Origin of the sequence: Kitasatospora sp. NPDC091207 (assembly GCF_044768625.1) — a bacterium.
Taxonomy (GTDB): domain Bacteria; phylum Actinomycetota; class Actinomycetes; order Streptomycetales; family Streptomycetaceae; genus Kitasatospora.
This window is the reverse complement of record NZ_JBIVVS010000008.1, coordinates 1-12,878: the sequence shown is the minus strand read 5'-3', so window position 1 is coordinate 12,878 and position 12,878 is coordinate 1. Positions and strand designations below refer to the sequence as shown.

Annotated in this window: 13 protein-coding genes and 2 pseudogenes; 6 read left to right on the top strand and 9 right to left on the bottom strand. The window is 73.4% G+C overall.

The genetic code is table 11. The features are described from left to right. Positions 1–24: 24 nt before the first annotated feature. The 5 genes from ACIQTO_RS15915 to ACIQTO_RS15895 all read right to left on the bottom strand — a co-directional run bounded on the left by ACIQTO_RS15915 (position 25) and on the right by ACIQTO_RS15895 (position 4,901). Positions 25–957, bottom strand: a complete 933-nt coding sequence (locus tag ACIQTO_RS15915) for a hypothetical protein (protein WP_402388178.1) — start codon at positions 955–957, stop codon at positions 25–27. A gap of 156 nt (positions 958–1,113) precedes the next feature. Next, positions 1,114–1,611 carry a hypothetical protein gene (locus ACIQTO_RS15910; RefSeq protein WP_402388177.1) on the bottom strand — a complete coding sequence of 166 codons (498 nt, stop codon included), beginning with the start codon at positions 1,609–1,611 and terminating at the stop codon, positions 1,114–1,116. Between the two features lie 288 nt (positions 1,612–1,899). Further along, positions 1,900–2,886: an aldo/keto reductase gene (locus ACIQTO_RS15905; protein ID WP_402388176.1), complete on the bottom strand. Its 987-nt coding sequence runs from the start codon at positions 2,884–2,886 to the stop codon at positions 1,900–1,902. A gap of 93 nt (positions 2,887–2,979) precedes the next feature. After that, positions 2,980–3,801 (bottom strand): ABC transporter permease, encoded by an 822-nt coding sequence (locus ACIQTO_RS15900; RefSeq protein ID WP_402388175.1) that lies wholly within the window; start codon positions 3,799–3,801, stop codon positions 2,980–2,982. Next, positions 3,801–4,901 carry an ATP-binding cassette domain-containing protein gene (locus ACIQTO_RS15895; protein ID WP_402388174.1) on the bottom strand — a complete coding sequence of 367 codons (1,101 nt, stop codon included), beginning with the start codon at positions 4,899–4,901 and terminating at the stop codon, positions 3,801–3,803. The genes ACIQTO_RS15900 and ACIQTO_RS15895 overlap by 1 nt, the downstream gene beginning before the upstream one ends. 103 nt (positions 4,902–5,004) lie before the next feature. Here ACIQTO_RS15895 and ACIQTO_RS15890 point away from each other — a divergent pair, with 103 nt between their 5' ends. Continuing rightward, the gene (locus ACIQTO_RS15890; protein ID WP_402388173.1) at positions 5,005–5,784 is read left to right on the top strand and encodes a TetR/AcrR family transcriptional regulator; all 780 of its coding nucleotides are present in this window, start codon (positions 5,005–5,007) and stop codon (positions 5,782–5,784) included. On the opposite strand, the gene ACIQTO_RS15885 is transcribed toward ACIQTO_RS15890, so the two are convergent. Then, positions 5,750–6,271, bottom strand: a complete 522-nt coding sequence (locus ACIQTO_RS15885) for a hypothetical protein (protein WP_402388172.1) — start codon at positions 6,269–6,271, stop codon at positions 5,750–5,752. The genes ACIQTO_RS15890 and ACIQTO_RS15885 overlap by 35 nt on opposite strands. Further along, positions 6,271–6,531: pseudogene (locus ACIQTO_RS15880) on the bottom strand (MarR family winged helix-turn-helix transcriptional regulator); the annotation flags it as partial. The pseudogene ACIQTO_RS15880 and the gene ACIQTO_RS15885, both read right to left, overlap by 1 nt. Before the next feature lie 161 nt (positions 6,532–6,692). On the opposite strand from ACIQTO_RS15880, the gene ACIQTO_RS15875 reads away from it, so the two are divergent. The 3 genes from ACIQTO_RS15875 (at position 6,693) to ACIQTO_RS15865 (ending at position 9,435) form a co-directional block, all read left to right on the top strand. Continuing rightward, positions 6,693–7,916 carry a serine hydrolase domain-containing protein gene (locus ACIQTO_RS15875; RefSeq protein WP_402388171.1) on the top strand — a complete coding sequence of 408 codons (1,224 nt, stop codon included), beginning with the start codon at positions 6,693–6,695 and terminating at the stop codon, positions 7,914–7,916. Positions 7,917–8,249: 333 nt separating this feature from the next. Beyond that, positions 8,250–8,786, top strand: coding sequence for a hypothetical protein (locus ACIQTO_RS15870; protein WP_402388170.1), 537 nt, complete (start codon positions 8,250–8,252; stop codon positions 8,784–8,786). 112 nt (positions 8,787–8,898) lie between these two features. Next, on the top strand, positions 8,899–9,435 hold the full coding sequence (locus tag ACIQTO_RS15865) for a hypothetical protein (protein WP_402388169.1): 537 nt from the start codon (positions 8,899–8,901) through the stop codon (positions 9,433–9,435). 616 nt (positions 9,436–10,051) lie between these two features. Here the strand turns inward: ACIQTO_RS15865 and ACIQTO_RS15860 are convergent. Beyond that, positions 10,052–10,879 carry an alpha/beta fold hydrolase gene (locus tag ACIQTO_RS15860; RefSeq protein ID WP_402388168.1) on the bottom strand — a complete coding sequence of 276 codons (828 nt, stop codon included), beginning with the start codon at positions 10,877–10,879 and terminating at the stop codon, positions 10,052–10,054. 77 nt (positions 10,880–10,956) lie between these two features. Here ACIQTO_RS15860 and ACIQTO_RS15855 point away from each other — a divergent pair, with 77 nt between their 5' ends. Both ACIQTO_RS15855 and ACIQTO_RS15850 read left to right on the top strand, forming a co-directional pair. Then, positions 10,957–11,580 (top strand): sigma-70 family RNA polymerase sigma factor, encoded by a 624-nt coding sequence (locus ACIQTO_RS15855; protein ID WP_402388167.1) that lies wholly within the window; start codon positions 10,957–10,959, stop codon positions 11,578–11,580. A gap of 89 nt (positions 11,581–11,669) precedes the next feature. Further along, positions 11,670–12,095 (top strand): carboxymuconolactone decarboxylase family protein, encoded by a 426-nt coding sequence (locus tag ACIQTO_RS15850; RefSeq protein WP_402388166.1) that lies wholly within the window; start codon positions 11,670–11,672, stop codon positions 12,093–12,095. Between the two features lie 414 nt (positions 12,096–12,509). Here ACIQTO_RS15850 and ACIQTO_RS15845 read toward each other — a convergent pair. Continuing rightward, positions 12,510–12,878, bottom strand: a pseudogene (locus ACIQTO_RS15845) (hypothetical protein); the annotation flags it as partial.

The following is a 12,878-nucleotide window of genomic DNA, read 5'->3' as shown; positions in this document are numbered from 1 at the left end:
CACTCCCCTTCGGGAGTGGCCCCGTCACGACATCGCGTCCGATGCCTTCTTCGCCGAACAGTTCGGCAGGATCGGCGACTTGAGATCGGCGACGTACGAGAATGCGAGATCCGCGCTCGCCTTGAGGTCCGTCGCGCTCAGCGTGAGGTTCTTGTAGGAGTCGAGGCCGTAGGTGATCGTCGCCACCCAGGGCCCCTCCGCTTTGCTGAACGGCTTCGGCGGCGAGCTCTTCTCCTTCGCGATCTGGTCGTCCAGGACCGCGCCCAGCACCTTCTTCACGAGGGTCTCGCTCAGCAGGACCCACAGGTCCTTGGTGGTGGTGGGCCAGGTGCCTCCCGCGCCTGCAGCAACCGTGCCGCAGCCGGACGGGGACGTGAGGAGCGCCGTGACCACCACATGGGTACCGGTCGTGAGCGCCGTGTCGGCGGTCAGGGCGATCTTCGTACCGAACAGCTCCTCGGTGGGGATCGAGAATCCCGGCAGCGAACCCTCGGCCAGCGCCGCGGCCTTGACCAGGAACTCCTCCACGGGCTCCTTGTCCCACTCGGACAGGCCGGACAGGTCGGTGCGGACGGCCGAGATCTTCACCGCGACCTTCCCCCCGGCCACGGACAGGGAGCCGTAGAGCAGCACGTCCTTCTGATCGATCAGGTTCCTGGCGACGGTGCCGACCCTGGCGTCGGTCTTGGTCAGGGTGATCTGGAACCCGCCGTCGGCGGGCTTGTCCACCTTGGGCGGGCAGTTGCCCTTGAGGTCCGTCGCCTTCGCCCAGTCCTCGTCGGCGGGCGACTGTGCGACGACCTTCGGCGGTGCGGTCACGTCCCAGACCACGTGCTGCTCCCCGGCTCCCTCCTCACCCTTGAACAAGGCCCGGTGCGCGGTGTGCAGTTGCGTGATGGCGGCGTTCAGAGCATCGGAGCTCATGCCGACGGCGAGATCGAAGCCTGAAGTGGACACGGGAGGGCGACCTTCCGATCAGGAGGGGGCAAACCGGGCGCCTGACCGAGAAGGCGGGCCACGGCTTTGTTCGGACCCTAACGATCCAATCCGGCCCGGCGCGAGCCCCAACTGGCCTCTTCAGCCTAAAGACTGAAGATCGCCCCCGATGCTGACTCAGCCGCAGTCGGAGAGCCGCTGGAACTTCACGTAGTGGTCAGGGCTGTACCAGGTGATCGGGGCCTGACCGTCGGCCGTGGCACGCACCAGCCGCGCCTGGCCGCGATCCCTGGGGTCGGGGATCTTCGTGTAGGCCTTCACGTCGTACTCGTGGAAGAGCCCCGGCCAGCCGTCCAGCAGCGGGGTGCCGGTCTCCCGAAACCCACTGAAGACGGCACCGCCCCGGTACCAGACACCGGTCCAGGTCCCCACCGGGGTGCTGCGCCACGTGTACCCGCCGGTGGTGGGCCACCCCGCCAACGCCCAGTTCCCACAGGCGGGCTGGACCAGGTACCGGTCACCGGCCGGCAGGTCCGCGACCGGCCGGGGAGTCTGGTCCCACGGCACGTCCCGGCTCTCGGGGACCGCCGAGGCCGGCGTGGCGCACAGCGCCACCAGCACCCCGACGAGCACTCCGCCCACCAACCGCCGCATCCCGCCGCGCATTCGTTCCACCACAACCACCCTCCCGCCGCGGTCCGGGAGCCCGACAGGCACACCCCGGCACCACCGCGCGTCCGCGCATCGGCTCGAAGCCCGGCACCCGGCGGGCGAGTTCGCCCACCGCCGGGCGCCCGGGTCACGCCGGCGGCTTCCGACGAGCCCCGGCACGGCCCGGACGCTACCGCACGTACCCGCACCAACTCCCGCCGCCACACCGCGGGCTACGAGCAGACAGCCGCTAGGCACGACCGCGCCCGGGCTTCGAGCGAAGCCCGGGCGCAGTCGCGGGTGGCCGCAGGGCTACCAGGCGTAGTCCTCCGGGGCGGGCCGGTGGCCGGGGAAGATCTCGTCGAGCCGGTCGAGGGTCTTCTGGTCGAGCGTGAGGTCGAGCGCGGCGACGGCGGCGTCGAGGTGGGCGAGGGTCCGGGGGCCGACGATGGGCGCGGTGACGGCGGGGCGGGTGAGCAGCCAGGCGAGCGCGAGGTCGGCCGGGTCGGCGCCGAGTTCGGCGGCGAAGTCCTCATAGGCCTGGATGCGCTCGCGGTTGGCCTCCAGGATCTCGCTCGCGTGGCCCATGGCACCGCGCACGGCCACGCCTTCGCCCAGCTTGCGCAGGACGCCGCCGAGCAGGCCGCTGCGCAGCGGGGACCACGGCAGCAGGCCGAGGCCGTAGTGCTGGAGGGCGGGGATGACCTCCAGCTCGACGGTGCGGTCCATCAGGTTGTAGAGGGACTGCTCGCTGACCAGGCCGAGGAAGTGCCGGGAGCGGGCGGCCTCCTGGGCCTGGGCGATGTGCCAGCCGGCGAAGTTGCTGGAGCCGACATAGATGATCTTGCCCTGGGTGACCAGGACCTCCATCGCCTGCCAGATCTCCTCCCAGGGCGTGTCCCGGTCGATGTGGTGCATCTGGTACAGGTCGATGTGGTCGGTGTTCAGGCGGCGCAGGCTGGCCTCGACGGCGCGGCGGATGCCGAGGGCGGACAGCCGGCCCTCGTTGGGCCAGTCGCCCATCGGGGCGTAGGCCTTGGTGGCGAGCACCGTGCGCTCGCGGCGGCCGCCGCCCTGGGCGAACCATCTGCCGATGATCTCCTCGGTACGGCCCTTCAGGTTGCCCTCGTCGTCACGGCCGTAGGCGTTGGCGGTGTCGAAGAAGTTGATGCCCCGCTCGTGGGCGGTGTCCATGATCCGGTGGGCGTCGGACTCCGCGGTGTGCGGGCCGAAGTTCATGGTGCCCAGGCAGAGTCGGGAGACGGTCAGGCCGGTACGGCCGAGATGGGTGAACTCCATGGTGCCCACCCTCTGCCGCACCGGCCCGGGTGTCCAGCACATTCCGCCGACCGGACCCGGAATGTGCCGGTCGACCCGGCGGGGGCGCCGGCCTCACCGCCCGTGGGTGGCGAACTTCCTTACCGCGAGCGGCCCGCAGATCGCCAGCAGCGCCGCGCACCAGAGCAGGGCGGCGGGCACCGCGTGCTGCGTCGCCCAGTTCGAGCCGGGCGCGGACGGGTTGCCGAACAGCTCCCGGCAGGCCTGCACGACGGCGCTGACCGGGTTCCAGTCGGCGAGCGCCCGCAGCCAGCCGGGCATCCCGCCGGTGGGCACGTACGCGTTGGTGACCATCGCCAGCGGGAAGACGGCCACGGCGAGCTGACCCGCGAGTTCCTCCTTGCCCACGGCCAGCCCGAGGAGCGTGCCGACCCAGGTCATCACGAAGCGGAACAGCAGCAGGAGGGCGAACGCCTCGGCGGCGTCGGCGGGTCCGCCCCTGATCCGCCAACCGGCCGCCAGGCCGACGGCGGCGAGCAGCGCCAGCACCACGATGCTGACCAGCAGGTCCGCCAAGGTCTGGCCGAGCAGCAGGCCGGTGCGCGAGAGCGGCATCGACCGCAGCCGGTCGGTCACCCCGCGCCCGACGTCACGGGCGGCACCGACCATGGTGGGCATGATGCCGTTGACGGCCACCATGGCGAACAGGCCCGGCATCAGGAACTCGCGGTAGTCGCCGCCGCCCGGCACCCGCATGGCGCTGCCGAAGACGTAGCCGAAGACCACCACCATCACCACCGGCACCGCCAGCGAGGCGGCCACGAGGGCGGGCGAGCGGCGGTAGTTGAGCAGCACGCGGAGCATCGCGGACCAGGTGTCGGAGACCAGCCGGACCGGGGCGGGGAGTACGGCGGGAACCGCGTACCCGGCGGCCATCAGGCGGCCCTCCCCAGCGCGTCGGCCCCACCGGCGGCGCTGCCCGCGGCCCCGCCGTCGGCGTTGTCGCGGCCGCCGCCGGTGAGTGCGAGGAAGACGTCGTCCAGCGACGGCGGGCGCAGCGTGACGTCCCGGGCCAGCACGCCCACCGCGTCCAGCTCACGCACCAACCCGGGCAGCAGCACCTCCACCCCCGGCCGGGTGACCACGGTGACGGTCCGCTCGGCGTGGTCCACCACGACGTCGCCGTTCTTCGCCAGGGCGGCGAGCACCACGGCGGCGGAGCCGAGCCGGCCGTCGCCGGCCGGGTCGGCGAGCGCGGCCGCGTCCCCGCGTGCGGCCGGACCGCCGAGCGTGTCCGGACCGCCGAGTGCGGCCGGGTCGGCGAGGGTGACCGAGATCCGGGTGCCGATCGCCGCCTTGAGGCGCCGCGGCGGGCCGGTGGCGATCGCGGCGCCGTGGTCGACGACCACGATGTCGTCGGCCAACCGGTCGGCCTCCTCCAGGTACTGGGTGGTGAGCAGCACGGTCGTCCCGCCGTCGGCCAGCTCCCTGACGGTGTCCCAGATGCCCTGCCGGCTGCGCGGGTCGAGGCCGGTGGTCGGCTCGTCCAGGAAGAGCAGGGGCGGGGCGGTGACCAGGCTGGCGATCAGGTCGAGCCGGCGCCGCATGCCGCCGGAGTAGGTGCGGACCAGCCGGTCGCCGGCCTCGGCGAGGCCGTGGCGTTCGAGCAGTTCGTCCGCGCGGGCCCGCGCCGCCCGGGCGCCGAGGTGGTGCAGCCGTCCGAGCAGCCGGAGGTTGTCGCGACCGGTGATGCCCTCGTCGACGGCGGCGTGCTGCCCGGCCAGTCCGATGCGGCGCCGCACGTCCTCGGCCTGGCGGACCACGTCGTACCCGGCGACCCGGGCGGTGCCCCGGTCGGGGGCGACCAACGTGGCGAGGACCCGGACGGCGGTGGTCTTGCCGGCCCCGTTCGGGCCGAGCAGGCCGCAGACGGTACCGGCCGGGACGGTGAGGTCGAGGCCGCGCAGAGCCTCGGTGGTGCCGAATCGCTTCGTCACGCCCGCCATCTCGACGGCGGGCCGGCTGGTGTCCGACATGGGTCTGCCCTTCTCTAGGTACAGCGTACGTAGAAGCGCTTGCGCACGCATCGTACTACGTACGCCGTACGTATCTAAGATGGGTAACCGAGGTGATCTTCCAGTGCCGTCCCGCCAGTCCCCCGCCAGCCCGCCGCCCGAACCGTCCGCACCGGCCGCGCCGTCGGATCCGGCCGCGATCCCGCAGCCGCCCGAGGCCCCCGAGCTGATCTGGCTGCGCCCCGAGCGCACCGGCCGGGGCCCCAGGCCGGCCCACAGCCGCGCCTCGATCGCCGCCGCGGCGATCACCATCGCGGACACCGAGGGACTGGACGCGGTCTCCATGCGGCGGGTGGCGGCCGCGCTCGGCGCCGGGACGATGTCGCTCTACAACTACGTCCCGAAGAAGGAGCACCTGCTCGACCTGATGATCGACGCGGCCGTCGCCGAGTACGACTTCGCCGCCATCGCCCCCACCGGGGACTGCCGCGCGGATCTGGGCCGGCTGGCCCACCAGCAGCTCGCGATCCTGCGCCGTCACCCCTGGCTGGCCACCCTGGTCATCGCGCGCCCGGGCATCGGACCGAACGGGCTGCGCTACACCGACCACTTCCTGGCCGTCACCGAGCCGAGCGGCCTGGACGGCGCCACCCGACTGGAGGCGATGGCCCTGCTGAACGGCTTCCTCTGCCAGTACGCGCAGTACGAACGGACGGCATCCTCGGGCGCCAAGTGGCAGGGCGAGCTGGTGGGTCACCTCGGCCGGGCCGCCGCGAGCGGTGCGTACCCGCACCTGACCGCGGCGCTCGTGACGGCCGGGCCGCCCACCGACCCGGATGCGGTCCTCGACCGCTCACTGCAGCGGGTGATCACGGCCATGCTGGCCCCCACAGCCGGATCCTGACGGATCGTCCGCCCGAGTCGCCTCCTCGCACCCCCGTCGGCCGGTCCGCGCGCCGCCGGGAAAAGGGAGCGAGGTCGGGCTCGACCCAGTCGGCCTTCGCGCGATCGCCGGCCGGCGTCTCCGGCCGGTAGAAGCGGGCCGGCAGGCCCTTGTCCAACAGGTCGGGACACCGGTCCACGAACGCGGCGAAGTCGGCGCCGCCGTCCTCGGCCGCGTAGTGGCCCACCAGTTCCACCCAGGCCCGGGTGACGGTCTCGTGGTACTTCTGGGGCGCGCCGGCGGCGGTGGCGGTGCGCCGGATTCCGTCGCCGACCAGCGCGACCGCCTCGGCGGCACCGAACCGTCGAACGGCCGGCCAGGTCAGCCGGACGTGCTCCCGGCGGCCGAACCTCCCGGCAGCCGCGGTCACTTCGGCCAGCAGTACGTCGAAGTCGGCGGGCCGAGCGGGCTGGGCGGACTGGGCGGACTGGGCGGACTGGGCGGTCATCAGGACACCTCGGTCAGGGCTTGCAGGGCAGTGCGCAGCGACGCGATCGCGTCGGCGGGGAGGCCGCGGAGTGCGCGGTCCTCCAGGTCGGTGACGGCCTGGCGGATCGTGGCGGCGGCGACGCGACCGGAGGCGGTGAGTTCGACGAGCACCGCGCGACGGTCTCCCGGGCGGGTGCCGCGGGTGATGTGGCCGCGCCGTTCCGGGCGGTCCAGCACGCTGGTCAGCGTGCTGGGACGGGTCCCCACGGTCGCGCCGAGTTCGGAGACCGTCCGCCCCCGAGCACCACCGCCACCGCCACCGCCACCGCCGACAAAATCGCTCGTGGCCGGACAGTCCGGCGCCGTACCGTTGGCCGGTCGATGATCTTGGCAGCGGCGAGGCGCGCCCTCGAACGCGGCCGCACACGGAGGACGGGCACATGGAGCAGTACCAGGGGTGGGCCGACGAGCGGTTCGGGGCGGTCGCGGACGCGTTCGCCCGCAACTACGCCGACTTTCCCGAACTCGGCTCCGCCGTCACGGTGTTCGCCGGCGGCCGCAAGGTGGTCGAGCTCTGGGGCGGCATCGCGGACGAGCGCACCGGCCGGCCGTGGGAGGCCGGCACCGTCGTCCCGGTCTTCTCCTGTGCCAAGGGTCTCGTCGCCGTCTCCGTGCACCTCCTGGCCCAGCGGGGCCTGCTGGACCTCGACGCCCCGGTGAGCCGCTACTGGCCCGAGTTCGCCCGGCACGACCCGGAGCAGGACGGCAGCGCGGCGCAGGGCAGCGCGAAGCAGATCGGCAACACGCGGCGCGCCAAGGAGGCGATCACCTGCCGGATGGTGCTCGGCCACCGGGCGGGCCTGCCGGCCCTTGACGCCGCGCTCTCCTTCGAGGAGATCGCCGCCTGGGAGCCCGTCGTCCGCGCCATCGAGGAGCAGCGGCCGCTCTGGGAGCCGGGCGCGACGTACGAGTACCACGGCCATGTCTTCGGCTTCCTGCTCGGCGAGGTCGTCCGCCGGATCACCGGTCTCACGCCGGGCGCCTACTTCCGCCGGGAGATCGGTGACCCGCTCGGCCTGTCGGCCTGGCTCGGCCTGCCCGAGGCCGAGCACGGCCGGCTGGCCCGGCTCGCGGAGGCCGAGGGCCGCCGCCCGATGCCCGGCCCCGAGCACCTGCTGACCCGCATCGTGACGATGAACGGCGCGCTGGTCTTCCCCGGTCTGGACGTGCCGCACGGCTGGAACGACCCGGCACTGCACGCCGTCGAGCTGCCGGGGGCGGGCGCCGTCGCCTCCGCAACCGGCCTGGCCGGCCTGTACGCGGCTGCCGTCACCGGTGTCGAGACCGGCGCGGGCGGGCGGACCGAACGGCTGCTCTCCCCCGCGACCGTCACCGACGCCATCCGCGAACTCTCCTCCGGCGCGGGCTTCCTGGGCTTCGACCTGGGCGCCCGCTGGGGCTCGGGTGTCGTGCTCCCCTCGCCGTCGTTCCGGCCGATGCTCGGCGCCCGCAGCTTCGGCAACGACGGGGCCGGCGGCCAGTTCGCCTTCGGCGACGACGAGTTCGGCATCGGGTTCGCCTACACCGCGAACCGGATGATCGGGCACGGCGACGCCCGGGCCGACCGTCTGGTCGAGGCGGTCCGCGTCAGCCTCGGCGGCTGACACCACCGGCGGCGGCTGCCGGGGGCCCGGCGGGCGGACGCACGCGCGTGGGCCCTCCGGTGGAGTGCCCTCCGTCCGGGAACGACGCGGACCGCGGCGCGGTCTCATCACCCCGGCACAGAAGGCACTTTCGCGTTCCCGCCCACCCTCCGTTCGCGCTCCGTTCGCGCCCTCGGGTGAAGCGCGCAGCGCTTGACGGATCATCGCCTCAGGTGACGGTTCGATGACCGGATGATGCGGGATCGGTGTTGCCGACTGAGAGGGTCGAGCCGTGCCTGAGCCGCTGCGGGCCAGGCGGTTTTCCCGTGTGTCGGACCTTTCTTGGAGGAACGTATGACTCGTACCAAGCGCCTCGCCGCCGCTGCCGCGTCGGTCGCCGTGGCCGCCCTGATCCCGCTGACCGCCGCCCCGGCCCACGCCGCCACCGGCCCCGCCACCCACAACGGCCTGACCTGGCAGATCATCGCCAACGGACCGGAGGACACCGTCGAGGTCGGCGGCGGCACCGTCGGCGACGCCTACTACGGCGACACTCCGGCGTCGGCCACCCTGCCCGTGCTCTGCCTCACCGTGGACGGCAGCCCGGCCCCGGCCGGTATCAGCATCGGCTTCTACAACGGCTGGGCCCAGGGCACCCTGGCGGTCAGCCGCCCGGTCAAGGGCACCCGCCTCAACAGCCGTGCCGCCGCCGACAGCGTCTGCCAGTCCACCTTCGGGATCGGCTGGCGCCAGGCGGAGTTCCACGACGGCCACTACGGCCCCGACCTCGCCCAGAGCGGCGGCTGGAACTTCTGGGGCTACGGCAACCTGCCCACCAACACCCGTTTCTGGGTCGCGATCAACGACCAGCCGGCCAACCCCTGGAACTGACCCCGGCACCGGCACCGCCCTCGCCCGCACCGGGCGGGGGCGGTCCCACCCGGAACCGGCCGCCCGCTCCCCGCCCTGTGCCTGCCCTGCGCCCACCCTCTTGGAGGACCGTATGACTCGTACCAAGCGCCTCGCCGCCGCTGCCGCGTCGGTCGCCGTGGCCGCCCTGATCCCGCTGACCGCCGCCCCGGCCCACGCCGCCACCGGCCCCGCCACCCACAACGGCCTGACATGGCAGGTCGTGGCCACCGGACCGCAGGGCACCGTCGAGGTCGGGGGCGGGAGCGCCGCCGATCCTTATCATGGCGACACCCCGGCGTCGGCCACCCTGCCCGTGCTCTGCCTCGGCGTGGACGACAGCCCGGCCCCGGCCGGCATCACCGTCGGGTTCTTCTCCGGCTGGGCCCAGGGCACCCTGGCCGTCAGCCGCCCGGTGAAGGGCGAGCGCCTCAACAGCCGCGCCGCCGCCGACACCGTCTGCCAGGCCACCTTCGGCATCGGCTGGCGCCAGGCCGAGTTCCACGACGGCCACTACGGCCCCGACCTCGCCCTGACCGGCGGCTGGAACTTCTGGGGCTACGGCAACCTGCCCACCGACACCCGCTTCTGGATCGCGATCGACACCCTGCCGGCCAACCCCTGGAACTGACCCGCCGGGCTGCGCCGGCCCGGGGCGCCCGCCGCGACCTCCGCGGGAATACCGCCCGAGCTGACGTCGATGCGGACGCGGCCGGCCACCCCGGAACCCGCGGGCGACCCTTCCGCCGCCGGCTGTGAGATGACGAATTGTCGCGTCGGGCTCGCCCGATGGGCGTCGAGCACCGGCCGCCGGAGGCCGACGCGGAGTTCGAGCGGGTCACCCTTGGGTACGGCGCCCGGCACGTTGACATCCGCGTCACTCCGCGAGCCCGTTCCGCAAGGATCAGCCACGCCCTCTTTCGACCTGACGCGTTCATGACTAGTCTCCCGGACATACAGCGCCGAGCCACCGGGAGCCCACCGTGCGAAGAAGACCGAACCCCGCCGAAACCGACCGCACCACCCACACCGCCACCGCCGCGGACCTCACCGCCACCGCCTGACGCCGCCACCCGCCCGGGGCACTCGCGTCACCCTCCCCCGGTTCCCGATCGGACCGGCGGACCGGGGGATCAACCCCACCCGTACCCGGGCGGGCAGCAGGACCGCCCCGGACGATCACTCCCGGAGACGCCGGGACCGGCACCCACCGCCGGCATCCCGACGATCCCCGGCGGCCGCCACCGTCACTCCAGGAAGCCGGCCGCGGCGGCCACGAACCGGTCGGCGTCGTCGAGCCAGGGGTAGTGGCCCGCCCCCGGCTGCACGACGAGGCGGGAGTCGGGGAACAGCCCGGCGAACTCGGCCACCGCGCTCGGCGGGCTGTTCAGGTCGAACTCCCCGGTGAGCAGCAGGGCGGGCGCGGTGAAGGCGGTGAGCGCCGCCCGGGTCGCGTCCGGGCCGAAGGCGCCCTCGGCGCCGAACACCGCGACGGCCTCCTGATTGGCCGGCCGCCCGGCCTCCTGGAGCTCCCGCGCCGCCGCGTCCCACCGGCCGTGGAAGAACGGGTCGACGGCCGCCCAGTCGGTGCCGGTGCCCTCGGTGATGGCCTCCAGCGCGGCGAACGCCGCCGGGAACCACGGCTCGCCGCCGCGCCGCAGCGCCAGCTCGCGGCGCGTCTCCCCGCTGATCGCGATGCCGACGGCGCGTGTTCCGGGGCCGACCAGGAGCAGCTTGCCGACGCGCTCCGGGCGGCGGGCGGCGTACTGGGTCGCGATGTTCGCACCGGCGGAGTGGCCGAGCAGGTCCGTGCGGTCGAGCCCGAGATGGCGGCGCAGGGCCTCGACGTCGTCGACGAGGCGGTCGCAGCGGTAGGAGGCCGGGTCCTCCGGGAGGGCGGAGCGGCCGGTGCCACGGAGGTCGAGGACGATCAGGCGGCGGTGCGCGGAGAGGCCGCCGAGGTCGCCGAGGTAGCGGGAGTCGGCGGGGCCGCCGGGGACGCAGAGCAGCGGGTCGCCGTCCCCGTGGACGCGGTAGGCGAGTCGGGTGCCGTCAGGTGCGGTGAAGGTGGGCATGGCGAGGATGATGACACCTATAACCAAGTTATACAACCTGGTTATAGCTAGCGGCTCCCGGGGTGTATAACCGAGTCATGGCAGGCGAAGAGAGCACGCACCCGAGCTATGAGACGCTGACCGAGGACCAGGCCGGGCGGATCCTCGCCGGCATGAACGAGGTCATCCGCGCCGGCGAGGAGATGCGGCAGCTCCGCACCGAGATGGTCCAGGTGCTGGCCGGCCTCGGCTGGAGCCAGAGCCGGATCGCCCGGCTCACCGAGATGAGCCAGCCCGCCGTCTCCAAGCAGGTGGCGAAGCACGGCGGCGACCCGCAGCCCCCGCTGGACGTCTCGCTCGACCAGCACGATCCACCCTGGCTCGAAGGCCGCCTGTGGGGCCTGGCCGAGGAGGTCTCCGAGGCCCTGGACGGCGCCGCCCACTGCACCGGCCACGTCACCGCCCTCGCCCGGGGGCGCCGGCGCCTCACCCCGCAGGGCGTCGACGAGCTGCGGCGCCTGCTCGAAGCGGACCTGCGGGCACACCGGGCGCAGCTGCCCGGCAGCCACCGGGCGGCCTACGACGCGATCGGCCGGGCCCTGGACGTCCCGACGAAGGCCGCCGCGACGGCCACCACCTCGGCCTCGGTCCGCCGCACCCTCGCCCGCCAGATCCAGCGCGACCACCTGCGGGAGGACGCCAGCGGGTCCACGCGGAATTGAGCCACGGGACCGGGCCGGTAGTGCACCAACGGGCGGGCCGCATCCGCTCCTGGGCTCGTTCGCATGACACCGGTCCGGTCCCCCGGCGCATGAACCTGTCCGCCGTCGCCCCCAAGGTGTTCAAGGCCGTCCTGGCCCTGGACGCCGCCGCCCGGGCGGGTCTCGACCCCGTCCTGGTCGAACGCGTGCAGATCCGCGCCTCGCAGATCAACCACTGCGCCCACGGCATCGACCGTCACATCGGGGACGCCCGCAAGTCGGGCGGGAGCGAGGAGCGCATCCACCAGCCGAGCGCCTGGACGGACTCCAGCCTCTGCACGGCCGAGGAGCGCGCGGCCCTCGCCCTCACCGAGGCCGTCACCCTGCTGCCGCAGGGCGTCTCCGACGCGGTCTACGACGAGGCGGCCGCCCACTTCGGCGAGCAGGAGCCGGCCCAGCTGATCGCGCTGATCCTCACGGTCAACGCGTGGAACCGGGTGAACGTCGCCACCCGCAGGGCGCCGGGCACGGCGTAGGCCTCGCACGCCCCTTCGGGCTGTGGCGCCTACCGGGGAGATAGGCCGTTCTCGTCACCGGCCGCCTCGGCCACCGACGCCGAACGACGGTCCTGGCATGGACGATCCCGACGACGCCGTCGGCAGCACAGGGCGGTGGCACGTCCACGCGCCCGCCAGGTATGTGGAGCCGTTCCCGAGCATGGGGGTGGTTCCCGGGTGCGAATGTTCCGGCCGGTCATGACGAGAAGGGGCGGGCAGCCTGTTCGGCTGCCCGCCCCTTCTCGTTCTCGTGGCCCTCGATGACGTCGACGGTCCCACCGGCCATCGTGGTGTGGTCGGTGCGGCCGATGAGGGGCGAAGAGGGGAACGATGCCCGGTGGGATGGGCGACCGTCCGATCACGCACCCCACCGGGTCCTGCCCGGTGCAGGGGTCAGCTGGTGCTGGTGGCGGTGATGGCCTTGGCGCCGGTGGCGCCGCCCGGGACGTCGCTCCAGCTGGTCCAGCGGCCGGCGTTGTAGTCGGCGTCGATGCCGTAGACCTTGTCGTCCTCGTTCACGGCGTAGACGTGGACGACGTTGTCGGAGGTGGTGCTGGTGATGGCCTTCAGGCGGTTGTCACTGATCTTGGTCCACTGCGGGTCCCAGTAACCGGTGTCGTAGTGACCGCTGGTGGTGTAGAAGGCGTTGGCGCCGGCGATCGCCAGGTCGATGGTGGTGCCGTGGGTGCTGGCGCTGATGGCCTTCACGTTCGGCAGGCTGCCCGGCAGATCGACCCAGTCGGTCCAGCGGCCGGCCCCGTA

Excerpts from the sequence above, each read along its gene's own strand:
- ACIQTO_RS15905 (WP_402388176.1), bottom strand. The coding sequence starts at position 2,886 with ATGGAGTTCACCCATCTCGGCCGTACCGGCCTGACCGTCTCCCGACTC.
- ACIQTO_RS15900 (WP_402388175.1), bottom strand. The coding sequence starts at position 3,801 with ATGGCCGCCGGGTACGCGGTTCCCGCCGTACTCCCCGCCCCGGTCCGG.
- ACIQTO_RS15895 (WP_402388174.1), bottom strand. The coding sequence starts at position 4,901 with ATGTCGGACACCAGCCGGCCCGCCGTCGAGATGGCGGGCGTGACGAAG.
- ACIQTO_RS15885 (WP_402388172.1), bottom strand. The coding sequence starts at position 6,271 with ATGACCGCCCAGTCCGCCCAGTCCGCCCAGTCCGCCCAGCCCGCTCGG.
- ACIQTO_RS15875 (WP_402388171.1), top strand. The coding sequence starts at position 6,693 with ATGGAGCAGTACCAGGGGTGGGCCGACGAGCGGTTCGGGGCGGTCGCG.
- ACIQTO_RS15870 (WP_402388170.1), top strand. The coding sequence starts at position 8,250 with ATGACTCGTACCAAGCGCCTCGCCGCCGCTGCCGCGTCGGTCGCCGTG.
- ACIQTO_RS15865 (WP_402388169.1), top strand. The coding sequence starts at position 8,899 with ATGACTCGTACCAAGCGCCTCGCCGCCGCTGCCGCGTCGGTCGCCGTG.
- ACIQTO_RS15860 (WP_402388168.1), bottom strand. The coding sequence starts at position 10,879 with ATGCCCACCTTCACCGCACCTGACGGCACCCGACTCGCCTACCGCGTC.
- ACIQTO_RS15855 (WP_402388167.1), top strand. The coding sequence starts at position 10,957 with ATGGCAGGCGAAGAGAGCACGCACCCGAGCTATGAGACGCTGACCGAG.
- ACIQTO_RS15850 (WP_402388166.1), top strand. The coding sequence starts at position 11,670 with ATGAACCTGTCCGCCGTCGCCCCCAAGGTGTTCAAGGCCGTCCTGGCC.